This window comes from Mycolicibacterium anyangense, from assembly GCF_010731855.1.
GTDB lineage: Bacteria > Actinomycetota > Actinomycetes > Mycobacteriales > Mycobacteriaceae > Mycobacterium > Mycobacterium anyangense.
Genome location: NZ_AP022620.1, coordinates 3,066,124 through 3,089,587, shown reverse-complemented (window position 1 = coordinate 3,089,587; position 23,464 = coordinate 3,066,124). Strand labels below are relative to the sequence as shown.

Here is a 23,464-nt window from a genome sequence, read left to right as displayed (position 1 = left end):
TTCGCGCGAGCGCTCATCGCCACGCTCACATCCGGAAGACGCCGAAGTTCGACGTCCCCTCGATCGGGCCATTGGCAATGGCGGACAGGCAGATTCCCAGAACGGTGCGGGTATCCCGCGGGTCGATCACCCCGTCGTCGTAGAGTCGGCCGGACAAGAACATCGGCAGTGACTCGGCCTCGATCTGGGCCTCGACGGCCGCCCGCAGCGCCGCGTCGGCATCCTCGTCGACCGTGCCGCCGCGGGCCTCGGTGGCGGCGCGGTTGACGATCGACAGAACGCCGGCCAGCTGGGTGCCGCCCATCACCGCCGATTTGGCGCTGGGCCAGGCGAACAGGAAGCGTGGGTCAAAGGCGCGCCCGCACATGCCGTAGTGGCCGGCGCCGTAGGAGGCGCCGATGAGCAGCGAGATGTGCGGCACCGTGGAGTTCGAGACGGCGTTGATCATCATCGAACCGTGTTTGACCATCCCGCCTGCCTCGTAGGCCTTGCCGACCATGTAGCCGGTCGTGTTGTGCAGGAACAACAACGGCGTGTTGGATCGGTTGGCCAGTTGGATGAACTGGGTGGCCTTCTGGGATTCCTCGCTGAACAGCACGCCTCGGGCGTTGGCCAGGATGCCCAGCGGGTAGCCGTGCACGGTGGCCCAGCCGGTCACCAGTGACGAGCCGTACAGCGGTTTGAACTCGTCGAAATCCGAGCCGTCGGAGATGCGGGCGATGATCTCGCGGGGGTCGAACGGGATCCGCAGGTCAGCCGAGACGATGCCGAGCAATTCATCGGGATCGGCCAGCGGCGGGACGACGGCCTTGGGCGGTGGACCTTGCTTGCCCCAGTTCAGTCGGGCCACGATGCGTCGTCCGATCCGAAGTGCGTCGAGTTCGTCGACGGCGAAGTAGTCGGCCAAACCCGAAATGCGGGCGTGCATTTCGGCCCCGCCGAGGGATTCGTCGTCCGACTCCTCGCCGGTGGCCATCTTGACCAGGGGCGGCCCGGCGAGGAACACCTTGGAGCGTTCCTTGATCATGACCACGTGGTCGGACATGCCCGGGATGTAGGCGCCACCGGCGGTGGAGTTGCCGAACACCAGGGCGATGGTCGGGATGCCGGCGGCCGACAGCCGGGTGAGGTCGCGGAACATCCGGCCGCCGGGGATGAAGATGTCCTTCTGCGTGGGCAGATCGGCGCCGCCCGATTCCACCAGGGAGATGACCGGCAGCCGGTTCTCCAACGCGATCTGGTTGGCGCGCAGGATCTTCTTGAGGGTCCACGGGTTGCTGGTGCCGCCCTTGACCGTCGGGTCGTTGGCCACCAGCATGCACTCGACGCCTTCGACCACCCCGATACCGGTGACCACGCTGGCGCCGACCTGAAAGTCGGTCCCGTAGGCGGCAAGCGGGCACAGTTCGAGGAACGGCGCGTCGGCGTCGAGCAGCAGCTCGATGCGTTCGCGCGCGGTGAGCTTGCCGCGGGCGTGGTGGCGCTGCACGTATTTGGGTCCGCCGCCGCCGAGAGCCTTGGCCAGCTCGGTGTCGATCTCGGCCAGCTTGGCCGACATCACCTCGGCCGCCTCGGTGTAGGCCGGTGCCGTCGGGTCGACCAGGCTACGCAGTGCGGTCATGACTGGTATCCCAACGTCTTGGCGGCCAGGCCGGTGAGGATCTCGGTGGTGCCGCCGCCGATCCCGATGATCCGCATGTCGCGGTATTGGCGTTCGACTTCCGATTCGGTCATGTACCCCATTCCGCCGAACAGCTGCACCGCCTGGTGGGCCACCCATTCGCCGGCTTCGACCGCGGTGTTCTTGGCGAAGCAGACTTCGGCGATCAGATTTTTCTCACCTGCTAGTTGGCGTTCCACGACATGCCGCGAATACACCCTGGCGACGTCGATTCGCCGGGCCATCTCGGTCAGGGTGTTCTGCACCGCCTGCCGCGAGATCAGCGGGCGGCCGAACGTCTCTCGGTCTCGGCACCACTGCACCGTCAGGTCCAGGCAACGCTGGGCTGACGAATAGGCCTGTGCGGCAAGCCCGATGCGCTCGGAGACGAACGCCCCGGCGATCTGGAGAAAGCCCGAGTTCTCGGCGCCGACGAGGTTCTCGACGGGCACTCGGACATCGGTGTAGGACAGCTCAGCGGTGTCGGAGGACCGCCAGCCCATCTTGTCCAGCTTGCGCGACACCTCGAAGCCAGGGGTGCCTTTCTCCACCACCAGCAGTGACACCCCGGCTGCGCCGGGTCCACCGGTGCGCACCGCGGTGACCACGAAATCGGCCCGCACCCCGGACGTGATGTAGGTCTTGGCGCCGTTGACGACGTAGTGGTCGCCGTCCCGGACAGCGGTAGTGCGCAGATGCCCCACGTCCGAGCCGCCGCCCGGTTCGGTGATGGCCAGCGATCCGATCAGCTCGCCGGCCAGTGTGGGCCGCACGAACTTCTCGATCAGGTACTCATCACCGGAGGCCGCCATGTGCGGTACCGCGATCCCGCAGGTGAACAACGACGCGAAAACCCCACCGGGAACACCGGATTGGTGCAACTCCTCGCAGACGATCACCGAGTCGACGGCATCGCCACCCCCGCCGCCGACCGTCTCCGGCAGTTCAGTGCCCAGCAGGCCGATCTCGGCGGCCCGACGGTGCAGGTCGCGGGGTAGCTCGCCGGCGCGCTCCCAGTCATCGGCGTGCGGCAGGATCTCGCGCTCGGCGAAGCTGCGCACGGTTGTGCGCAGTTGCTGACGCTGCGGGGTGGTCCAGATGCTCACAGCAGAATCTCCTCCGGGATGTCGACGTGGCGGCTGCGTAGCCACTCGCCGAGGCCTTTGGCCTGCGGGTCGAAGCGGGCGTTGTAGGCGACGCCCTTGCCGAGGATGCCGTCGATGTCGAAATTCACCGCCCGCAAACCGGGCAGCAGATGCCGGGTGATCGGCAAACCCTGTGTCTCCGGTAGCAATTCGCGTAGCAGATCCGTGGTGAGAGTGTGTGCCAGCCAGCGCCACTGCTCGTCGGTACGAACCCAGACACCGATGTTGGCGGCGCCGCCCTTGTCACCGCTGCGGGCTCCGGCGACCGCGCCGAGGGGGAGTCGTCGGGTGGGCCCCGGCGCCAGTGGCTCCGGTAGTTCCGGGGCCACCACCTCGCCCAGTTCGAGGGTCCGCGCCGGTGCCTCGATCCGGGTTCGGCTGCCGTCCGGGTGAACGGCCAGGTGTTCGATCTCGTCTGCCGGTACGTACCCGGCAGTGAAAACGCCGTATACCTGGGCCTCGCCGGGCGGTGCAGTGGAGGTGAATCCGGGATAGCTTGCGAGGGCCAGTTCGACTGCGGCCGAGGAGAATCGGCGGCCGACGGTGTTCGGATCGGGGTCGCGCACCACGCACGTGAGCAGTGCGCTGGCGGTCTGCTCGGTGTCGGCGTCGGGCCGGTCGGTGCGGGCCAGCGTCCACACGATCTCGGCCGGTGTCGCCGTGAGCGCGGACTCCAACTGGCTGCGCACCAGGGTGGCTTTCTGCTCGATGTCCAGACCGGTCAGGATGAACGTCACCGCATTGCGGAACCCGCCGATGCTGTTGAGTGACACCTTCACCGCCGGCGGCGGTGGCTCGCCGCGTACCCCGCTGATCCGTACCCGATCGGGGCCGTCCTCGCTGAGTCCGATGGTGTCGAAGCGCGCGGTCGTGTCAGGATTGGCGTAGCGGGCGCCGCTGATCTCGTAGAGCAGTTGGGCGGTGACCGTCCCGATGCTGACCTGGCCGCCGGTGCCCGGGTGCTTGGTGATCACCGATGAACCGTCGGCATGGACCTCGGCCAGCGGGAAGCCGGCGTGTCCGAGGTCGGCGATCTCGGTGAAGAACGCGTAGTTGCCGCCGGTGGCCTGGGTGCCGCATTCGATGACGTGACCGGCGACCACCGCACCGGCCAGCCGGTCGTAGTCGTCGCGCGCCCAGCCGAAGTGGGCGGCGGCCGGCCCGACCACCACCGAGGCGTCGGTCACCCGGCCGGTGATGACGATGTCGGCGCCGGCGTTCAGGCAGTCGACGATGCCCCAGGCCCCCAGGTAGGCATTCGCCGTCAGCGGCTCGCCCAACCCCAGCACTGCCGCCCGGGGCAGCAGGTCGTCACCCTCGACGTGGGCGACCGTCACTCCGATCCCGAGCCGTTCGGCCAGGCCGCGCACCGCGGTGGCCAGCCCGGCGGGATTGAGCCCGCCGGCGTTGGCGACGATGCGCACCCCGCGCTCGTGGGCCACGCCGAGGCATTGTTCGAGCTGGGTCAGAAATGTCTTGGCGTAGCCGCGGTCGGGGCTTTTCATGCGGTCGCGGCCGAGGATCAGCATGGTCAGCTCGGCCAGGTAGTCCCCGGTCAGGTAGTCCAGCTCACCGCCGGTGAGCATCTCGTGCATGGCGGCGATGCGGTCACCGTAGAAGCCGGAGCAATTGCCGATCCGTACCGCATCCACCACGCGTTGTCTCCCTCGACGGCCCAACCAACCGGTAGGTTACTCGGCGGTAGCAGCCGCCCGTCAAGGGGTGGTGCCGATCACATTTCCGGCTGGTGCCGCGTCTCGTCGCGGATCTCGGCGGCCCGTGCGGTGCTCGTTTTGGACCCCGTCGGAGTGAGCCGCTATCCTGAGACGCAACTGTTGGCCGCCGGCATCCATGCCCTTGCGCGGCGACACCCCTGATCGAGGAGATGTACGTCATGGCTGTGCCCAAGCGCAGAATGTCGCGCTCGAACACCCGCAGTCGGCGTTCGCAGTGGAAGACCGAAGCCACCGGCTTGGTCAACGTGTCCGTTGCGGGCCGTCAGCACAAGGTGCCGCGTCGGCTGCTCAAGGCGGCCCGTCTCGGCCTCGTCGATCTCGACAAGCGCTGACACCGTTCGCCAGCAGCGAATTGCCTGCTAGCACGGCGTGCCTCTCAGCCCAATCTCAGAAGTTGGGTTGACACTAGTGGCCGTGCGAATTCTTGTCGTTGACGACGATCGTGCCGTGCGCGAATCGTTGCGCCGGTCCCTGTCCTTCAACGGTTATTCCGTGGATCTTGCCCAGGACGGGGTCGAGGCTCTCGATGCGATCGCCAACGAGCGTCCCGATGCCGTCGTCCTCGACGTGATGATGCCCCGGCTGGACGGCCTGGAGGTGTGCCGCCAACTCCGCAGCACCGGCGACGATCTGCCGATCCTGGTGCTCACCGCCCGTGACTCGGTGTCCGAGCGGGTGGCCGGACTGGACGCAGGTGCCGACGACTATCTGCCCAAGCCGTTCGCCCTCGAGGAACTGCTGGCCCGGATGCGCGCGCTGCTGCGCCGCACCACCCCCGACGACCAGTCCGACTCGGCGGTGATGACGTTCTCCGACCTGACCCTGGATCCGGTGACGCGTGAGGTGCATCGCGGTAAGCGTGCGATCAGCCTGACCCGGACCGAGTTCGCTCTGCTCGAGATGCTCATCGCCAACCCGCGCAGGGTGCTCACCCGCAGCCGTATCTTGGAAGAGGTGTGGGGTTTCGACTTCCCGACCTCGGGCAACGCGCTCGAGGTGTACGTCGGCTATCTACGTCGAAAGACCGAAGCAGAAGGAGAACCGCGGCTGATCCACACCGTGCGAGGTGTGGGTTACGTGCTGCGTGAGACACCGCCCTGATGTCGCCGCTGAGGCGGCGCTCGCGGAAAGCGCGGGCGCCCGAAGAAACGTCCACATCGCTGTCGCTGCGATGGCGGGTGATGTTGCTGGCCATGTCGATGGTGGCCATGGTCGTGGTGCTGATGGCGGTAGCGGTGTATGCGGTGGTCTCCGCCGCGCTCTACACCGATATCGACAACCAGCTGCAGAGCCGCGCCCAGCTGCTGATTGCCAGCGGGTCGCTGGCCGCCGATCCTGGCAAGGCCATCGAGGGCACCGCCTACTCCGACGTCAACGCCATGCTGGTCAATCCCGGCCGGTCGATCTACACCGCCAATCAGCAGGGCCAGACCCTGCCCGTCGGACAGCCGGAGAAGGCGGTGATCCGCGGTGAGTTGTTCATGTCGCGGCGCACGGTCTCCAACCAGCGGGTGCTCGCGGTCCATCTGCCCAACGGCAGCTCACTGCTGATCTCCAAGAGCCTGGCGCCCACCAACGCGGTGATGACCAAACTGAAATGGGTGCTGCTCGCCGTCGGCGGGATCGGCGTGGTGGTGGCCGCGATCGCCGGTGGCATGGTGGCCCGGACCGGGCTGAGACCGGTCGGGCGGCTCACCGAGGCCGCCGAGCGGGTGGCCCGCACCGACGACCTCCGGCCCATCCCGGTGTTCGGTAGCGATGAGCTGGCCCGGCTCACCGAGACGTTCAACACGATGCTGCGCGCGCTGGCCGAGTCCCGGGAGCGCCAAGCCCGTCTGGTCGCCGACGCCGGCCACGAGCTGCGCACGCCATTGACGTCACTACGGACCAATGTCGAGCTCCTGATCGCGTCGTCGACGCCGGGCGCCCCGCAGTTGCCGGACAACGAGATGACCGATCTGCGTACCGACGTCATCGCTCAGATCGAGGAATTGTCCACTCTGGTAGGCGATCTGGTGGATCTCACCCGTGATGATGCCGGCGGCGTTGTCCACGAGGCGATCGACATGAGCGAGGTCATCGACCGCAGCCTGGAGCGGGCCCGCAGGCGGCGCAACGATGTCCAGTTCGACGTCGACGTGATCGGTTGGCAGGTATTCGGCGACGTCGCCGGGCTGTCCCGTGCCGTGCTCAACCTGCTCGACAACGCCGCCAAGTGGAGTCCGTCGGGCGGGCGTGTGGGGGTGCGGCTGCGTCAGGTCGACGCCGCGCATGCCGAACTCGTGGTCTCCGACCAGGGTCCTGGGATTCCGCCCCAGGAGCGGGGGCTGGTGTTCGAGCGGTTCTACCGTTCGGCCTCGGCGCGTGCGATGCCCGGTTCAGGGCTGGGACTGGCGATCGTGAAGCAGGTCGTGGTCAAACACGGCGGCATGATCCGGATCGCCGATACCGTCCCGGGCGGACAGCCACCGGGTACCTCGTTCTTCGTGCTGCTGCCCGGCCAGCCGATCGCCCCGTCGACGTACCCGGACTCCGCTGAGAGCGAAATCACCAGCCGGATACCGAATCCGAACGGCCACATGGGCGCATCGGAGAAAAAACCCTCGACTGTGCCGAGTGTTATCTCAGTCGATTCTCAGTAGTACAAGGCAAGCTGAGAACAACGTTTTGTGCGTCTCGTGAAGAGAAAGAGCGACCTGACATCATGACCGACCCCTCGAGGTACACGCCGCAGCAGCAGCCCGGCCACACGACGCCGAATCCGCATGCGGCCCCTGGGTATTCCCAGGCACCCCAGGCCGGTTACCAGCAGCCCTACGACTGGCGTTACGCGACGCAGCAGTCGCACCCGCAGTACCGCCAGCCCTATGACCCGTATGCCGCTGCGCGCCAAGGAAACCCGGCTGGAAACCTGGCTGGAAACCCGGCCGGTGGCCCGGTGCTCATTCCGCCGCCCCCGCCACGTCAGCGGTCGCGGGCAGGTGCCCTGACCGCCGGTGCACTGGCGATCGCCGTGGTGTCGGCCGGAATCGGCGGCACCGTGGTGCTGCTGGCCCACCCGGACCACCAGCCGGTCACCAGCATCACCAACGCTGGACCCAATGGCCCGGCCAACGTCCCCGCCGCCAACCTGCCTGCCGGTTCCGTCGAACAGGTCGCCGCCAAGGTGGTGCCCAGCGTGGTGAAGCTGGAGACGGAGTTCGGCCGTCAGTCCGAGGAGGGCTCCGGCATCATCCTGTCCTCCGACGGCCTGATCCTGACCAACAACCACGTTGTGGCAGCGGCCGCCGACAAGGGCCAGGGCGGCGCCCCCGCCGCCCCGCCGGTCATCCCCGGCCTGCCGGGTGCGCCCGGCGCCCCCGGTGACCCCGGTATGCCGGGAGCCCCCGGCGGTTCGGGTGGCCCCGGCGGTCCGGGAGGGCCCGCTGGTGCGGGCGGTGCCCCGACCACCACGGTCACCTTCGCCGACGGACGTACCGCACCGTTCACCGTGGTGGGCACCGATCCCGCCAGCGATATCGCGGTCGTGCGGGTGCAGGGCATCTCCGGTCTGACCCCGATCACCCTGGGCTCCTCGGCGAACCTGCGGGTCGGCCAGGACGTGGTCGCCGTCGGGTCGCCGTTGGGTCTGGAAGGCACCGTCACCACCGGCATCGTCAGCGCGCTCAACCGTCCGGTGGCCACCGGCGGCGACGTTAAGAACCAGAACACCGTGCTCGACGCCATCCAGACCGACGCCGCGATCAACCCCGGAAACTCCGGTGGTGCGTTGGTCAACATGGCCGGTGAACTCGTCGGCGTGAACTCGGCGATCGCCACCATCGGCGGCGACTCACCGGATGCCCAGAGCGGTTCGATCGGGCTCGGCTTTGCCATCCCGGTGGATCAGGCCAAGCGCATCGCCGACGAACTGATCAGCACCGGTAAGGCCTCCCATGCCTCGCTGGGCGTGCAGGTGAGCAACGACGCCACCACCCACGGGGCCAAGATCGTCGACGTCACCAAGGGCGGGGCGGCCGACACCGCCGGTCTGCCCAGCGGAGTGATCGTCACCAAGGTCAACGACCGCATCATCGGTAGTGCGGACGCCCTGGTGGCTGCCGTCCGATCGCGGGCGCCCGGCGACAAGGTCACCCTGACCTACACCGCGCCGTCCGGCGGTGACAAGACGGTGCAGGTCACCCTGGGCAAGGCGACCCAGTGATCCGCGTCGTGGGTGAACTTCCGATGACGCTGGCCGATGCGGGTGCCGCGATGTCGGCCGCCGGATATACGGTGAGTTCCATGGAACAGCCAGGGGAGCTGGTGGGCCGTGCCCTCGTCGTCGTGGTCGACGACCGCACCGCGCACGGCGATGAGGAGGACCACAGCGGACCGTTGGTCACCGAGCTGCTCGCTGAGGCGGGCTTCGTGGTCGACGGTGTCGTGGTGGTCGCGGCCGACGAGGTGGAGATCCGCAACGCCCTCAACACCGCCGTCATCGGGGGTGTTGACCTCGTGGTGTCGGTCGGCGGCACGGGGGTGACCCCCCGCGACGTCACTCCGGAGGCCACCCGCACCATCCTGGACCGCGAACTCCTCGGGATTGCCGAGGCGCTGCGGGCCTCCGGGCTGTCGGCGGGCATCACCGACGCCGGCCTGTCCCGCGGGCTGGCGGGCATCTCGGGCAGCACCCTGGTGGTCAACATCGCTGGGTCCCGCTACGCCGTCCGCGATGGCATGGCGACGCTCAACCCGCTGGCCGCCCATGTCATCGGCCAGCTGTCCAGCCTGGAGATCTGACGCGCCGTTTGGCCATTCCACGGTTGCCGCTCGTTCGGCGTACCGTTTCTTAAGGTTGTTCCAATCCGCTGGGAGCTCTTGTGTTACAAGTCTGTGAACTGCGCAAATGGGCCGATTGTGATCTTAATCACAAATCTTGCGGGCTGTGATGGGTGCCGGACGCCGCGACCGCGACACAGTTAACAAGATCTTCGGTACCGAACTCCCGCAGGAGTCTTCTGACGAACGGGATCCGAACGACCGGCGGGACGACTCGGACCGCGATCAATGGCTTCGGGACAACGTTCCGCCGCATCATCAGTGACGGCTTGCCGGTGGTAACACGGGAGCTCATTGCTTCCAGCTGCACTCGGGGTCGCGGGCGCCGCTCATCAGGTCTTGGTGTGGATGGTGGGGGTGGATCGGCACCCCTGCGGATTCCGACGGTATGAACCCCGGCGTCCAGCAAACTTTGTCTCGCGGATCGGCATTCGACGCACCGCGCTTCTATGCGTTGCCGCCTCGATGCGGTGCCGTTATGTTCCTCGTGTCAACGATGAGCAAAGCGTAAGAGCAGAGTGTGAGGACTCTCATTTGATCTGCTCCACGCAGTGTCCGGTGTCAGCATGTTGTGACCCCGCGCACGGACCACACATTCGGTGATCCTTCTCCGGGGTCATCGACGACATAGCTAGGGAGAACATGAAGGTAATCGGTCGGGTACTGGTGGCCCTCGTCGCCGCCGTCGCGGCGATGTTCGTCGGGACAGGTACCTCTCACGCAGGTTTGGACAATCAGCTGAGTCTGGTCGACGGCGGTGGCCGCACGTTGACGGTTCAGCAGTGGGACACCTTCCTGGACGGCGTGTTCCCCCTGGACCGCAACCGGCTGACCCGGGAGTGGTTCCACTCCGGCAAGGCTGTCTACAGCGTCGTCGGCCCCGGCGCCGACGAGTTCGCGGGCACCTTGGAGCTGGGCTACCAGGTCGGCTTCCCGTGGTCCCTCGGTGTGGGCATCAACTTCAGCTACACCACCCCCAACATCCTGCTCGACGACGCCAACATCTCCCCGACGGGCTTCAACCCGCTGGGCTCGATCATCACCCCGAACCTGTTCCCGGGTGTGTCGATCAGCGCTGACCTGGGCAACGGCCCCGGCATCCAGGAAGTGGCCACCTTCTCGGTGGACGTCTCGGGCCCCAACGGCTCGGTCGCCGTGGCCAACGCCCACGGCACCGTGACCGGTGCGGCCGGCGGTGTGCTGCTGCGTCCGTTCGCCCGCCTGATCTCCAAGGCCGGTGACTCCGTCACCACCTACGGCGAACCCTGGAACATGAACTGACTCCCTGAGCACGTCAACACAATGGCCCCCGGCGCTAGCCGGGGGCCATTGTGCATGTGTGGAGAGGGTGTTCCGGTGCGTCAGTCCCGGTCGGCGCTGGTGTGGGTAGCGGTATCGGGGCTCGGGCCGGTGCCGGGGCCGGTGACCTTCTTGGTGGCGCCGTTGGCGTCGGCGAGCAGATCGCGGATCTCGGTCAGCAGGCTGAGCTGGGTATCGTCGGCCTGTTCGACCTCGCCCTTCTTGCGCAGCCGGTTGTAGGGCACCACGACGAGGAAGTACACGACGGCGGCGACGAGCACGAAGTTGATGGCCGCCGACAGCACGACGTTGAGGTCGATCGTCTGACCGCCGCCGATCCCAATCTGCAGAATGCCGTACTCGGTGTTCTTGTCCGCCCCGATCCGATTGATGAGCGGCTGCAGGATGCTGTCGGTGAACTTGGTGACCAGCGCGGTGAACGCGGTACCGATCACCACCGCGACCGACAGGTCCACGATGTTGCCGCGGGCGAGGAACTCCTTGAAGCCTTTCAACATGAGCGTTGCCTTTCTGGTGGCGAGGGTTTTCGACGAGACCTCGAAGGGTAGTACCTGCTAGCTTGGCCGCAGCAGACCAATAGCCGAGTTCAGCGGAGGTTTTCCATGCGCAGCTGGTGCCGTCAGGCCGGTCTGGTCGCCGGCTCGGCCGCCGTCGTGCTCGGGCTCGCCGGCGCAGCGCACGCCGCACCCACGCCGGCACCGGCACCCGGTCCGCCTGCAACGTCGAGCACCGACGAGATCACCGACATGGTGATGGGTGCGATCGCCCGCTCGGGCGCCCCGAGCACCACACCGGTGCCCGCGCCGCCGGGCTGACTAGTGGATCGTCAGTGTGACGGCCTGCACCAGCGTCGCACCGGCCAGCGCGGTGGCCGCCGGGGCCGGTAGCGCCACCAAGACCACCCGGTCGTCAGCCGAACCCACACCCTTCGGTTTCGGGGACACCAGCACCACGATGGCGCCGGCGGCGACCATCCGTGGCTGGGAGTCCGGTTCTGCCGACACCGCACCGAGTACGTCGACCACATCGCCGGGCCGGATCAGGTCCAGGACCGCCGCGTCGGCCAGGTGCAGGGGGACCACCCTGGCCTCAGGTCCGGCCGTCAACCCGGCCAGTCGCGACCCCAGCACCCGCACATCGGTGAGAACCTCGCCCCGACGGACCGGGCCGGCCAGTGTGGAGCCGACCAACTCGGTCATGGCCCGCTGATAGCCGTCGGGAAGTGATGCCGCAGAACGGCTTTCGACCCTCATGTCATCGGCGGTCAGGGTGATGCCGGGGCTGAGGTCATGGGCCGCGACGAGCACGTCGGTGTGGGCCCGACCAGGGTCGGGCCGCAGGGCTGCCACGCCCGCCAGCACTACCAGCACCGCGGCGGCAATGCGGCGGGCCAGGACGGTGCGCGCGAAGTCGGGTCGCAGCGCGCGGGAAAGACGGTCCAGCAGTGTCGGATTGAGCGACTCGCCCATGCCGTCACGGTAGGTGCAACGCGCGCGGCCGTGGGCTCAGCACCAGCCGGCGCTGTGGATAACTCGCTGACAGTGATGACATTTTTGTTCGTTTCATGGCTACCCCCGCATCCCGGAGGGTACGTTGAAGCCAGGATAAGCGGGCTTATGGACAGTCCCGCGATGCCGGAGGGGGGTGCTGTGACCGCTGACAAACTGCTCGCGGAGCAGCTGTCGACCGCCCTCACCGTCGGTCACGTGGAGCCGTTCTTCCAGCCGATCGTGTCGCTGACGGACGGCCGCATCGTGGGCTTTGAAGTCTTGGCCCGGTGGTTCGACCCGGTTCGCGGCCACATCAGCCCGGAGCAGTTCATCCCGGTCGCCGACCGGTTCGGTCTGCTCGACCGGCTGCTGGATCAGCTGATGCGCTCGGCGTTCGTGGCCGCCGTCGAGTGGCCGCACACGATTTTCCTCGGGTTCAACGTGTCACCGAGTCAACTGCGCGACGACGATCTGGCGACCCGGGTGGCCGCCGCGGCGACGGATTCGTCGTTCCCGCTGAGCAGGGTCCACATCGAGGTCACCGAGAACGGGTTCATCGACGATCTGGACCAGCCCCGGCGCACGCTGGAGCGGTTGATGAACCTCGGCTGCATGATCTCGATGGACGATTTCGGCACGGGCTACTCGAGCTTGACCTGGCTGAGCACGCTGCCCTTCTCCAAGCTGAAGATCGACGCCAGCTTCGTCTCGGAGATGGTCCGGCATCGGCAGAGCCGCAAGATCGTCGCGGCTGTGGTCGGGTTGGGGCACAGTCTGGGACTGGCGGTCGTGGCTGAAGGTGTCGAGACCGCCGAGCAGGTCGACGCGCTTCGGGTGATGGGCTGCAACCTTGCCCAGGGCTTCCTGTTCGGCCGGCCCACTCCCGCCGGTGCGGTGCCGGCCGTGTTGGCTGGACAGCCGCAGGCGATGGCGGACTTCACTGGGTCAGTGCCCCGGCTCACGGAGTCGCTGTCGGCTTGGCGCGCCGAGGGGTGTGCCCAGGAGGTCGCGATCGCCTTCATTGATCCGGCGGGCACGGTGGTGGCGTCGAGCGCCTTGTTCGACCGGGCGCTGGCGATCCCGGCGGGACAGGCGACCGGACGGCACATCGGCGAACTCGTCGGCTTCACGCCGGAGACCTTCGCCGAGATCCGCGCGACTGACCTACTCGGCCAAGCCTTTTCGGTGTTCGAAGAGTCGAACGGGAACGGCGACGTCACCCCGGTGGTGATCCGGCCGGTCAAGGATTCCAGCGGCGAGCTGCTGGGCTACACCGTCGAGTATGGTGACCCGGCCCCGGTGGTGGCTGTTCCGCGCAACTAGCTCGACGCTGCCGCGGCAGGTGTCGACGAGCTGGAGCTCGAACTCGAGCTGGACGACTCGCTGCTGCTGCTCGAGGACTTCTCCGAACTCGACGACGAGGACGACGAAGACGACGAGTCGGACTTGCCCGAGCTCTTCGAGGAGGAGTCGCGGCTGTCGGTGCGGTAGAACCCGCTGCCCTTGAAGACCACGCCGACCGAGTTGAACAGTTTGCGCAACCGACCGGAGCACTTGGGGCAGGTGGTCAGCGCATCGTCCGTAAAGGCCTGCACAGCATCGAAGCGGTTGTCGCACTCGGTGCACGCATAGCTGTAGGTCGGCACATGAACCTCCGGGAAGTAACCAAAGCCTGTTAGCACTCTACCGTGCCAAGTGCTAGAACCGCCATCCGGTGGGTATCATTCCCCTCACGCCGCGCACGGGGAGTGGACGTGGTGAAATGCCGCGAAAGCGGTCCAGGGGGGAGCCCACCGGTGCAAGGTATGTGCGTGGTGTCAGGACCCTGCGGCAAGGGTGACCAGGCCGCCCCGCGGCGTGAGCGCGTGCGTCATCCGCACGTCGTGGGGTTCGCTGGGCAACTCGTCGACCAATTCCTCGTCGCGGACCACCGCCACCAGCCGCGCGCCCGGCGCGCGCAGCGGCAGCGAGCGGTCGTAATACCCGCCGCCACGACCCAGTCGCACGCCGCGCCGGTCGACCGCCAGCGCGGGCACCAACACCACTGCAGCCTGGGCTATCGCCTCGGCGTCGAGCCACGGCCCGGCCGGCTCGAGCAGGCCGAACCGGCCGTCGACCAGCGCCCCGGGCCGGTACTCGCCCCACAGCAGCGCCGCCGGATCACCGGGGCGGGTCACCGGCAGCAGAACCCGCGCGCCCAGGTCACGCAGCCGGTCGACGAGCTCTGGGGTGCCGGGCTCGGGACCCACCGGGACGTACGCACACACCGTGTCACCGGGTCCGGCCACCGCGGCGAGGTGGCTGCACAGCGCGCGGGCCTCGGCGGCGCGCACCGCAGGGTCGGCGGCGCGGCGCGCGGCCGACAACGCGGCCCTGTGTTCAGCTTTCGTTCCGGCGAGCACGACGTCCACCATGACAGTGGGCGCAGCCATTGCGCCATAGGGAAGGGCCACCACGTGCGGATAGGGTGTGAACGATGACGACGCCGCCTGAGATCCCGATTCCCCGCACGGCCATTGTGCCGGCGGCGGGTTTGGGGACGCGTTTTTTGCCGGCGACCAAGACGGTGCCCAAGGAGTTGCTGCCGGTGGTCGATACCCCCGGCATCGAGCTGGTGGCCGAAGAGGCTGCCGAGGCTGGTGCCGAGCGGCTGGTGATCGTGACGTCCGAGGGCAAGGACGGGGTGGTCGCGCACTTCGTGGAGGACCTGGTCCTGGAGGGCACCCTGGAGGCCCGCGGCAAGAAGGCGATGCTGGAGAAGGTGCGCCGTGCCCCGGCGCTGATCAAGGTCGAGTCGGTGATCCAGCACGAGCCGCTCGGGCTCGGGCATGCGGTCTCGTGTGTGGAGCCGGTGCTCTCGGCCGACGAGGACGCGGTGTCGGTGCTGTTGCCCGACGACCTGGTGTTGCCCACCGGTGTGCTCGAGACGATGGCCAAGGTGCGGGCCAAGCGGGGCGGCACGGTGTTGTGCGCGATCGAGGTCGGGCCCGACGAGGTCAGTTCCTACGGTGTCTTCGACGTCGAGACGGTTCCTGATGCGGTCAATCCGAATGTGTTGCGCGTCAAGGGGATGGTGGAGAAGCCCAAAGCCGAGGATGCGCCGTCGCTGTTTGCCGCGGCCGGCCGCTACCTGTTGGATCGGGCGATTTTCGATGCGTTGCGCCGGGTCGATCGTGGGGTGGGTGGCGAGATTCAGCTCACCGACGCCATCGAGCTGTTGATCAAAGAAGGCCATCCGGTGCATGTCGTGGTGCACCGAGGGTCTCGACACGACTTGGGAAATCCCGGCGGCTACCTCAAGGCTGCGGTTGACTTTGCGTTGGATCGTGACGACTATGGCCCGGACTTGCGGCGATGGTTGGTCGCGCGGCTGGGCCTGACCGAGAAGACCGAACAGTAGGAGCTGCGGCGGGCCCGCGATCGGGGCTCGAGGCAGAAAGGCGCGCTGTGCGTTCGGTAGAAGAACAGCAGGCCAAAGTGGCGGCTGCCGCGGTGGCGCCACGCCCGGTTCGGGTCGCCATCGCCGAGGCGCAGGGGTTGATGTGCGCCGAGGAGGTCATCACCGAACATCCGCTTCCCGGCTTCGACCAGGCCGCCATCGATGGATACGCGGTGCGCAGCGTCGACGTGCTGGCCGTCGGCGACGACGACGAGCAGGGTGGCGAGATCAGCCTCCCGGTGATGGGTGTCATCGAGGCGGGCACCCGCACCCCGAGCCGGCTGCAGCCCAAGCAGGCCGCGCGGGTGCAGACCGGGGCGCCGATGCCCACGCTGGCCGACGCGGTGCTGCCGCTGCGGTGGACCGACGGGGGCCAGAACCGGGTCCGGGTCCTGCGCGGGGTCCGCTCCGGCGCCTACGTCCGGCATGCCGGTGACGACGTGCAGCCCGGTGACGTAGCGGTGCGGGCGGGCGCGATCATCGGTGCCGCGCAGGTCGGTCTGCTGGCCGCGGTGGGGCGCGAACGGGTGCTGGTGCACCCGCGGCCGCGCGTGACGATCATCAGCGTGGGCGGTGAACTCGTCGACATCAACCGCACCCCGGGCAACGGTCAGGTCTATGACGTCAACTCCTACGCCCTGGCGGCGGCCGCCCGTGACGCCGGTGCCGAGGTCAACCGGATCGGCATCGTCACCACCGAGCCCAAGGAACTGCGCGAGGTGGTGGAGGGCCAGCTGAGCCGGGCCGAGGTGGTGGTGATCGCCGGTGCGGTCGGTGGCGCGGCCGCCGAGGGCGTGCGCACGGTGCTGTCCCAGCTCGGTGACATGGAAGTCAGCCGCATCGCCATGCACCCCGGCTCGGTGCAGGGCTTCGGCCAGCTTGGCCGCGACGCGGTGCCGACGTTCCTGCTGCCGGCCAACCCGGTGAGTGCGCTGGTGGTGTTCGAGGTGATGGTGCGCCCGCTGATCCGGCTCTCGCTGGGTAAACGGCAGCCGATGCGGCGTGTCGTGCAGGCTCGGGCGTTGTCCCCGATCACCTCGGTCGCCGGGCGCACGGGATTCCTGCGCGGGCAGCTGATGCGCGACCAGGACACCGGCGACTACCTGGTGCAGGCCCTCGGTGGTGCGCCGGGCGCTTCCAGCCATCTGCTGGCCACGCTGGCCGAGGCCAACTGCCTGGTGGTGGTCCCCACCGAGGTGGAGCAGGTGCGCACCGGTGAGCTCGTCGACGTCGCCTTCCTGGCTCAGCGCGGCTGAGCGCGGTGAACCTGTGGCGCAGCAGTTCGCTGCATCCGGGCTGGCCGACCCCCGTCGGCCCGCTTCGGGTGCCCGCCGGTCTGGTCCGGCTGCGGCCGGTGCGGATGCGCGACGCCGCCACGTGGAGCCGGATCAGACTGGCCGACCAGGCCAAGCTCGAACCATGGGAACCCACCGCTGAGGTGGATTGGACTGTGCGCCATGCAGTTTCATCCTGGCCGCCGGTGTGTTCGGGGCTGCGGGCCGAGGCACGCAAGGGTCGGATGCTGCCCTACGTGATCGAGCTCGACGGCAATTTCTGCGGTCAGCTGACCATCGGCAACGTGACGCACGGTGCCCTGCGCTCGGCCTGGATCGGCTACTGGGTGTCCAGTACGGTGACCGGCGGGGGGATCGCGACGGGGGCCCTGGCGCTGGGACTCGATCATTGCTTCGGGCCGGTGACCCTGCATCGGGTGGAGGCCACCGTACGGCCGGAGAACCTGGCCAGCCGGGCGGTGCTGGCCAAGGCCGGGTTCCGCGAGGAGGGGCTGCTGAGGCGCTACCTCGATGTCGACGGGGCGTGGCGCGATCACCTGTTGGTGGCGATGACGGTCGAGGAGGTCGAGGGCTCGGTGGCGGCCCGATTGGTCGACCGGGGACTCGCCCGCTGGAGCTAATTGCCGGGTCGCCTGTTACTAATGTGACATTTGTGGCTGTTGGTGCTTGTCATGGCCTAATTACACGTGTGTAATTGAGTCCGGCGCGCCGTCGCGGGTTGCGTAGGTCACGGACCTAGCCTGGACGGGAAAGGAGCAGGCCACCATGCCCAGCATCCCCCAGTCATTGCTCTGGATCTCACTCGTGGTGCTCTGGTTGTTCGTGTTGGTGCCGATGTTGATCAGCAAACGCGACGCCGTGCGCCGCACGAGTGACGTCGCACTGGCCACCCGCGTGCTCAATGGCGAGGACAAGTCGCGTCTGCTCCGGCGCAAGGGCCGCCCGGCGGCCGGTCACCACCACGATCCCGACTGGCAGCGCGCCGACGACGAGTTCGACGACTACGACGAGTCCGACGAGTTCGACGAGGATTCCGAGGCTGTCGCCGAGCCGGTCCGTGCCCGCACGATGGTCGTGATGGCCGCTGTCACCGAGGAGATCCGGCCCGAGCCGGACTACCTCGACGTCGACGTCGTGGACGAGGATTCCGGAGCCCTGCCCGTCGGTGGTGGCACGCTGCGTGCCGACACCGCCCAGCCGACGTTGTTCGACGACACCGCCGAGCCGGTGGCGCAGCCCGCTGAGGCGGCCAAGCCGGCGGCCAAGGCCGAGCCCGCGCCGGAAGTGGCCCCTGCGCCCGAGCCCGAGCCGGTGGCCGAGCTCGACGCCACCCAGGAGTTCGACGCCGTCGCCGACGAGCAGGACGACCCGCAGGACGGCACCGCCGACGAGTACGAGTACGTCGATGACACCTCCGGCCTGGAGGCCGAAGGCGAGCCGGCCACCTCGGCGACGCCGCGGGCGATGCGTTCGCGCCGGCTGGAGTCCAGCACCGCCGCGGCGGTAACGGCACGCAAGTACCGGTTCCGCAAGCGCATGCTGACCGCGATGTCGGCGATCATGATCCTGACCGCCCTGCTGGCCTTCACGGTCAGCCGCGACCTGTGGTGGGTGTGCGCCAGCACCGCGGTGGTGACCATCCTCTACCTGGGTTACCTGCGCCGTCAGACCCGCATCGAGGAGCAGGTGCGCCGTCGTCGACAGCAGCGCATGGCGCGGTCGCGACTTGGCGTGGAAAACACCGAGGACCACGAATTCGACGTGGTGCCCTCGCGGTTGCGCCGGCCCGGTGCGGCAGTGCTGGATATCGACGACGAGGACCCGGTCTTCGAGCACCTCGACGAGGTGCCCTTCGCGCGGCACTACGACCTGCCGCGCGCGGCGGGGCAGTAGAGCGGGCGGTTTCAGCCAGCGGGCGTTCGACTGATAACCTGCTAGCGACCAAGGGGCTATAGCGCAGTTGGTAGCGCGTCTCGTTCGCATCGAGAAGGTCAGGGGTTCGATTCCCCTTAGCTCCACTCAGTTTGACCGGTGAACACCGGTTGACCAGTGAACGCGCGTGCGTTCACCGGAACAGCGGGATCAGTGCGCCGGGATCTGTCTCCCACATCATCGTGCGGTCGTCGGCCTTGACATGGACCGTGATCTCTTGAGGATCCCCACCATTGGCAGTCATGGTCGCCATGCCTTCGTACTGGTTCTCGGCGCTTTTCACCAGCCCGACTTTGAGCACCTTGATGCCCAGATCGACCCTGTGGTTGGCGGGATCGTCGAAGAAGTCCTGCATCGACCTTTGCACTTGGATTTCGAGGTCCGCGAGGTTGGCAGCTTCTTCGGCGGCTTTGCGGTCGGCCGCAGCGGCGGCAACAGCGTTCGGATTTGCGGTCGGCATGCCGGTGATCGCGGACTCGGTGGTCAGGTGACCACTCGCGGCCAGCGACCCGACCGTGGCGGCAATGCACAGCAGGCCGGCGCTTGCGAGCAGGATCAGAGTGGGCTGTGGCCGCGACGGTCGTGCCGCTGGACGAGGTCCTTCAGTGATGTCCATGTCGATTCCTCGGGACCGAAGAACGTGCGCGCCACCTAGCTGTTCTTCGCAAGTTTCATCCTCACTCCGCAGTAGCTGCACTCCATGCTGGGGACATCGGGCACAACCTGGACTTCTCGGCAGTTGAAGCACCGGACTTTTCGGGTGCTTGTCGTCATGGGCGCCGCAGGCTGCGCCTCCCACTGTGCTAGCGCCTGAAACGCCGGTTCGAACCCGGGCGCCGCGTTGGTGATGTGGCACTGCCAGCACTGGTATCGCGGTTGCCCCGCCGACACATTTTGTACTGCGTTACAGCGTGGGCATTGCAGGGCGATCATCCCGGGCGGGGCTTTGGGCAGCTCGCTGGGCAGGCACACTGTGATGACAAGACCGATGATCCCCAGCAGGCCGCCCAGTGCCAACCCCTCACCAACGTTGCGGTTCTTCGAATGGCAGATTGCTGCGCCGATGCCAGCGCACACGATCCAGACGATGACCGCGAAACTCCAGCTCATGTCCGCAGACCGCCCATCCGGCGTGCTACTTCGGGGACGCGAACACACGGTGGGAGGATGCGGGATCCTACTGACAACAATGAGCTGCCTCTCGTTTCATGCCTGCTCAATGACCATTGGTGCACTTCAGGGCGTTAGCCGACGCGGGCAATACCGCGATATTGTCGAACCCGTAAGCAGCATTCTCAAGAGATTCCCAGGAATGCGCAAGCGGGAGGCCCGGTGTAAGGGGCCGGCATGGACTCGGCCAGCTTTCGGTCGGAGGAGCCAGCCAGTGTTTACGCTTCTCCTCAATTTGTATGACCACGACATGCTTCCAGCGAGACATATTGACCGATGGCGATCAATGGTCATACGCTCGGTGCATAGACGTCTAACCGCGGATTCAGTCCATCCGAGAGGACAAGCCGATGACGATCACCAGCGCCGCCCGGAATATTTTTGACGCCGGGCTGCCCACGTTCAGCTACGGCCTCGACGCCACCCCGCACGACGTGATCGACGATCTCCGGCTGGCCCAGTCGCAGGCGCCGATCGCCATCGGGCCACTGGGCCCGGAAATCCTGTCCTACGAACTGGCGCGGGAGATGCTGCGGGACAACAGGTTCCGCATGCCGCCGGGAATCACGCTGGCGGCTCAAGGCATCACCTCCGGTCCGCTCTACGACAAGCTGATGAGCAGCCTGCTGGGGCTCGACGGCGCACCGCACATACGGCTGCGCAAGCTGGTCTCCAAGGCGTTCACCCCCCGCGCCACCGCACGTCTGCACGACACCATCCACGAGGTGGTCAACGGCCTCATCGACCGGCTGCCCGACGCCGGCCGGTGTGACGTCGTCACCGATATCGCGCGCCCGTATCCCACCCCGATCATCTGCGCGCTGCTGGGCGCCCCGAGCGAAGACTGGCAGCTGTTCTCCGACTGGACCGAACAGGTCTTCAAGGCCTTCAACTTCCAGCCCGACGCCACCTTCGACGAGTCGGAGATCCTGCGGGCATGGGGTGAACTCGACGACTACGTCGACGACATGGTGGCAGCCCGCCGCGCCACCCTCACCGATGACCTGCTCTCCGAGCTGATCCGCGCCGAAAGCGACGGAGACCGGCTCGATCTCGACGAACTGCGCAGCCTGGCCGCCGGCTTCCTGATGGCCGGCACCGATACCACGCGCAATCAGCTGGCAGCGTCGGTCCAGGTGCTCTGCGAGCATCCCGACCAGTGGGCGGCCCTGCGCGACCATCCGGACATGGCGATGCAGGCGGTCGAGGAAACCATGCGTCACTCACCCGCGGCCTGCATCGTGCCGAGGGCCGCGATCGAGGACGCCGAGTTCGGCGGCTATCTCTTCCCGGCCGGAACCTTCGTCCTGGTCAACACCTTTGCCGCGAACCGGGATCCGGCCATCTACGACGATGCCGACCGGTTCGACATCTCACGCAAGGACGTTCCACCCATTCTGACCTTCGGCGGTGGGGCGCACTACTGCCTCGGGGCCAACCTGGCGCGGCGCGAACTCGCCGAGGCGCTCGTGGTCCTCACCCGCCGCCTTGCCGCCCCGCACCGCGCCGGGCCGGCCCCCTGGAAGTCCCTACTCGGAATGACCGGTCCCACAACGCTTCCGATCGAGTTCACCAGTGAGAGCCTGGTGACGACGGATGCGTAGCCGTGGCTGGGCGGGTTCGACGCCGTCGTCGGACGAGGACGCCATCGCGCGGATCCTGACCGCGGTGGACGAGGAGGTTGCCGAGCACGGCGCGGCCATCCGCCTCGCCGATGTCGCGCGCAGGCTGGGCGTCACCCGCCAGACCGTGTACCGCTACTTTCCCAACGCCGACGCTCTGCTCATCGCCAGCGCGATGCGAGCGGTCAACGGATTCATCGACCAACTCCTCGACCATGTCGCCGGCGTCAAGGACCCCGCCGTCGCGGTCGTCGAGATCGTGTCGTTCGGCATCGAGAATCTGTCCGGTGATCCGCAGCTGGAGAAGTTGCTGACCCGCCGGGACGACGGCGACGCCGTCGCATCGCTGACCTCCGACACCGCCATGACGTTCTGCTTGTCGGTGTTCCGCCGCCTCGACGTCGATTGGGGCCTGCACGGTTTCGACGAGGACGGCCTTCGTGATCTCGCCGAGATCACCACGCGCACAGTGCAATCCATGTTGACCGATCCGGGACCGGCGCCGCGCACCGGAACTGCGCTGCGCGGCTTCGTCGCGCGCTGGCTCGGTCCGGCCATCGTCTACCCGCGCTGGGCGACGCTGTCTGGCATTGCGGCGAAGACTAGGCCGCGACGAGCCGAATCGGCAGGTGCTCGTGGCGTCGAATGATGTTGTTGTGGATCCACGTCGGGGCGCCCGCCGGCTCCAGGCGCTTCACCCGTGCCATCAGGGCGCGGAGGAACGCCGTGGCCTCCAGCCGGGCCAGCGCCTGGCCGGCACACGCGTGCGCGCCCTGCCCGAAGCCGAGATGACGCCCGGCGTCGCGGGTGATGTCGAAGGTGTCCGGGGCTTCCCACTCCCGTTCGTCCCGGTTCGCCGAGGCGTACATGACCAGGACCTGGGAACCGGCCCGTAGGGGTGTGCCCGCGATGTCGGTATCGACCGCGACGCGGCGGGCGAACGCGCGGATCGGTGACTCGAAGCGCACGATCTCGTTGACGGCGTTGGGCAGCCGGTCGGGTTCCTCACGTAGCAGCTGCCATTGGTCCGGGTGCGCCGCGAACAGGCTGAGCGCGTTGGAGATGGCACTGATGGTGGTGTCCAGCGCAGGGCCGAGGTAGTCGACCAGCAGCGCCGGGCAGTCACTTCGGTCGATCTCGCCCTTCTCCGCCGCGTCGAGCAGTTCGGCCGCCATGCTGCCGGGCAGTACGTTGCCCTCACGGACGATCCGCCGGGCGAACAACAGCATCTGCACAGTGCGGGGCGCGGCTCGAACCGACCGCCCATTGAGCGGGCCCAGACAATCGAATGTCGCTGCGGCCCAGTCCATCAGGTGGCCGCGGTGCTCGACCGGCCAGCCCACCAAGTCCGGGACCAGGGCGAAGGGCAACGCCTCGGCGAGCGCAGCGCCGTCGACTCGCCCTCGTCGCACGGCGGTGTCGATCACCTCGGTGGCCAACGTCTGCACCTGGTCGTTCAGCGCATTGAGCGCGCGGGGAAACATCCGATGTGCCACCAGCTTACGGCGGCGGGAGTGCTCCTCCCCGTCACTGGCGATCGTGGTTCCGGTGGACAACCGGTTGCTGACGGCATTGAGCGCGACGCCGTTGGCCGAGGCGAAGGTGGCGTCGTCACGAAGGACGGCTTTGCATTCGGTGAAGCGCGGGAGTGCATGGACCTTGTGCCGTGCAAGCCACACGACGGGGCCCAGCTGCCGGAGCCTGGCGTAGTGCGGATAGGGATCGAGGATGGCCTCGGTGCGGTAGAGGTCCGCACCATAGGTGGGGGTACCGGGAGCGCGGCTCGCCGGCGACAGACGCGTTCTCACCGTGTGACCTCCTCGACGCCGGACCT

24 protein-coding genes and 1 tRNA gene are annotated in these 23,464 nt (G+C 67.6%); 15 read left to right on the top strand and 10 right to left on the bottom strand.

Translation table 11 applies throughout. The features are described 5' to 3' along the window. Positions 1 to 25: 25 nt before the first annotated feature. Genes G6N35_RS14435 through G6N35_RS14425 form a run of 3 tightly spaced genes read right to left on the bottom strand, consistent with a single transcriptional unit; the run spans position 26 to position 4,457 of the window. The gene (locus tag G6N35_RS14435) at positions 26 to 1,621 is read right to left on the bottom strand and encodes an acyl-CoA carboxylase subunit beta (protein ID WP_163804876.1); all 1,596 of its coding nucleotides are present in this window, start codon (positions 1,619 to 1,621) and stop codon (positions 26 to 28) included. Then, a complete protein-coding gene (locus G6N35_RS14430; RefSeq protein WP_163804875.1) occupies positions 1,618 to 2,766 on the bottom strand; it encodes an acyl-CoA dehydrogenase family protein in 1,149 nt (382 codons plus the stop codon). Before G6N35_RS14430 ends, G6N35_RS14435 begins: the two co-directional genes overlap by 4 nt. After that, positions 2,763 to 4,457 carry an acyclic terpene utilization AtuA family protein gene (locus G6N35_RS14425; protein ID WP_407664623.1) on the bottom strand — a complete coding sequence of 565 codons (1,695 nt, stop codon included), beginning with the start codon at positions 4,455 to 4,457 and terminating at the stop codon, positions 2,763 to 2,765. The genes G6N35_RS14430 and G6N35_RS14425 overlap by 4 nt, the downstream gene beginning before the upstream one ends. Before the next feature lie 242 nt (positions 4,458 to 4,699). Between G6N35_RS14425 and rpmF the strand changes: the two genes are divergently transcribed. The 6 genes from rpmF to G6N35_RS14395 all read left to right on the top strand — a co-directional run bounded on the left by rpmF (position 4,700) and on the right by G6N35_RS14395 (position 10,643). Then, entirely contained in the window at positions 4,700 to 4,873 is a 174-nt protein-coding gene (gene rpmF / locus G6N35_RS14420; protein ID WP_163804873.1) for a 50S ribosomal protein L32, read from the top strand. Between the two features lie 82 nt (positions 4,874 to 4,955). Then, positions 4,956 to 5,642: a response regulator transcription factor gene (locus tag G6N35_RS14415; protein WP_163804872.1), complete on the top strand. Its 687-nt coding sequence runs from the start codon at positions 4,956 to 4,958 to the stop codon at positions 5,640 to 5,642. Beyond that, on the top strand, positions 5,642 to 7,183 hold the full coding sequence (locus tag G6N35_RS14410; RefSeq protein ID WP_163804871.1) for a HAMP domain-containing sensor histidine kinase: 1,542 nt from the start codon (positions 5,642 to 5,644) through the stop codon (positions 7,181 to 7,183). The genes G6N35_RS14415 and G6N35_RS14410 overlap by 1 nt, the downstream gene beginning before the upstream one ends. A 62-nt stretch (positions 7,184 to 7,245) precedes the next feature. Beyond that, on the top strand, positions 7,246 to 8,745 hold the full coding sequence (locus G6N35_RS14405) for a S1C family serine protease (RefSeq protein WP_163804870.1): 1,500 nt from the start codon (positions 7,246 to 7,248) through the stop codon (positions 8,743 to 8,745). Between the two features lie 23 nt (positions 8,746 to 8,768). Then, positions 8,769 to 9,323, top strand: coding sequence for a MogA/MoaB family molybdenum cofactor biosynthesis protein (locus G6N35_RS14400; protein WP_163807680.1), 555 nt, complete (start codon positions 8,769 to 8,771; stop codon positions 9,321 to 9,323). Between the two features lie 681 nt (positions 9,324 to 10,004). Continuing rightward, complete coding sequence (locus G6N35_RS14395; RefSeq protein ID WP_163804869.1) at positions 10,005 to 10,643, top strand: porin MspA; 639 nt, start codon at positions 10,005 to 10,007, stop codon at positions 10,641 to 10,643. Between the two features lie 80 nt (positions 10,644 to 10,723). Here the strand turns inward: G6N35_RS14395 and mscL are convergent, their stop codons facing one another. Continuing rightward, a complete protein-coding gene (gene mscL / locus G6N35_RS14390; RefSeq protein ID WP_163804868.1) occupies positions 10,724 to 11,179 on the bottom strand; it encodes a large-conductance mechanosensitive channel protein MscL in 456 nt (151 codons plus the stop codon). A gap of 105 nt (positions 11,180 to 11,284) precedes the next feature. On the opposite strand from mscL, the gene G6N35_RS14385 reads away from it, so the two are divergent. Beyond that, positions 11,285 to 11,497 (top strand): hypothetical protein, encoded by a 213-nt coding sequence (locus G6N35_RS14385; protein ID WP_163804867.1) that lies wholly within the window; start codon positions 11,285 to 11,287, stop codon positions 11,495 to 11,497. Here the strand turns inward: G6N35_RS14385 and G6N35_RS14380 are convergent, their stop codons facing one another. Continuing rightward, positions 11,498 to 12,151 carry an SAF domain-containing protein gene (locus tag G6N35_RS14380; RefSeq protein ID WP_163804866.1) on the bottom strand — a complete coding sequence of 218 codons (654 nt, stop codon included), beginning with the start codon at positions 12,149 to 12,151 and terminating at the stop codon, positions 11,498 to 11,500. Between the two features lie 180 nt (positions 12,152 to 12,331). On the opposite strand from G6N35_RS14380, the gene G6N35_RS14375 reads away from it, so the two are divergent. Then, on the top strand, positions 12,332 to 13,495 hold the full coding sequence (locus G6N35_RS14375; protein WP_163804865.1) for a sensor domain-containing phosphodiesterase: 1,164 nt from the start codon (positions 12,332 to 12,334) through the stop codon (positions 13,493 to 13,495). Here the strand turns inward: G6N35_RS14375 and G6N35_RS14370 are convergent. Continuing rightward, on the bottom strand, positions 13,492 to 13,818 hold the full coding sequence (locus G6N35_RS14370) for an FmdB family zinc ribbon protein (protein WP_163804864.1): 327 nt from the start codon (positions 13,816 to 13,818) through the stop codon (positions 13,492 to 13,494). The two genes, G6N35_RS14375 and G6N35_RS14370, sit on opposite strands and share 4 nt — an antisense overlap. 171 nt (positions 13,819 to 13,989) lie before the next feature. Then, positions 13,990 to 14,604, bottom strand: a complete 615-nt coding sequence (locus tag G6N35_RS14365; protein ID WP_246224309.1) for a 5-formyltetrahydrofolate cyclo-ligase — start codon at positions 14,602 to 14,604, stop codon at positions 13,990 to 13,992. A gap of 44 nt (positions 14,605 to 14,648) precedes the next feature. Between G6N35_RS14365 and G6N35_RS14360 the strand changes: the two genes are divergently transcribed. From G6N35_RS14360 to G6N35_RS14340, 5 genes are all read left to right on the top strand, one after another. Next, the gene (locus tag G6N35_RS14360; protein ID WP_163804863.1) at positions 14,649 to 15,572 is read left to right on the top strand and encodes a UTP--glucose-1-phosphate uridylyltransferase; all 924 of its coding nucleotides are present in this window, start codon (positions 14,649 to 14,651) and stop codon (positions 15,570 to 15,572) included. 47 nt (positions 15,573 to 15,619) lie between these two features. Further along, a complete protein-coding gene (glp, locus tag G6N35_RS14355) occupies positions 15,620 to 16,867 on the top strand; it encodes a molybdotransferase-like divisome protein Glp (RefSeq protein ID WP_163804862.1) in 1,248 nt (415 codons plus the stop codon). Positions 16,868 to 16,872: 5 nt separating this feature from the next. Next, complete coding sequence (locus tag G6N35_RS14350; protein WP_163804861.1) at positions 16,873 to 17,526, top strand: GNAT family N-acetyltransferase; 654 nt, start codon at positions 16,873 to 16,875, stop codon at positions 17,524 to 17,526. A 145-nt stretch (positions 17,527 to 17,671) separates the two neighbouring features. After that, entirely contained in the window at positions 17,672 to 18,799 is a 1,128-nt protein-coding gene (gene sepX, locus G6N35_RS14345) for a divisome protein SepX/GlpR (RefSeq protein ID WP_163804860.1), read from the top strand. 52 nt (positions 18,800 to 18,851) lie between these two features. Further along, a tRNA-Ala gene (locus tag G6N35_RS14340) sits at positions 18,852 to 18,924 on the top strand. Between the two features lie 47 nt (positions 18,925 to 18,971). Here G6N35_RS14340 and G6N35_RS14335 read toward each other — a convergent pair. Both G6N35_RS14335 and G6N35_RS14330 read right to left on the bottom strand, forming a co-directional pair. Further along, the gene (locus tag G6N35_RS14335; RefSeq protein ID WP_163804859.1) at positions 18,972 to 19,454 is read right to left on the bottom strand and encodes a hypothetical protein; all 483 of its coding nucleotides are present in this window, start codon (positions 19,452 to 19,454) and stop codon (positions 18,972 to 18,974) included. Between the two features lie 35 nt (positions 19,455 to 19,489). After that, positions 19,490 to 19,948 (bottom strand): hypothetical protein, encoded by a 459-nt coding sequence (locus G6N35_RS14330; protein ID WP_163804858.1) that lies wholly within the window; start codon positions 19,946 to 19,948, stop codon positions 19,490 to 19,492. Between the two features lie 410 nt (positions 19,949 to 20,358). Here G6N35_RS14330 and G6N35_RS14325 point away from each other — a divergent pair, with 410 nt between their 5' ends. Then, positions 20,359 to 21,612 (top strand): cytochrome P450, encoded by a 1,254-nt coding sequence (locus G6N35_RS14325; protein ID WP_163804857.1) that lies wholly within the window; start codon positions 20,359 to 20,361, stop codon positions 21,610 to 21,612. Then, complete coding sequence (locus G6N35_RS14320; protein WP_163804856.1) at positions 21,605 to 22,279, top strand: TetR/AcrR family transcriptional regulator; 675 nt, start codon at positions 21,605 to 21,607, stop codon at positions 22,277 to 22,279. Before G6N35_RS14325 ends, G6N35_RS14320 begins: the two co-directional genes overlap by 8 nt. Here the strand turns inward: G6N35_RS14320 and G6N35_RS14315 are convergent. Further along, positions 22,233 to 23,438, bottom strand: a complete 1,206-nt coding sequence (locus G6N35_RS14315; protein WP_322790607.1) for a cytochrome P450 — start codon at positions 23,436 to 23,438, stop codon at positions 22,233 to 22,235. The two genes, G6N35_RS14320 and G6N35_RS14315, sit on opposite strands and share 47 nt — an antisense overlap. Positions 23,439 to 23,464: the final 26 nt, after the last annotated feature.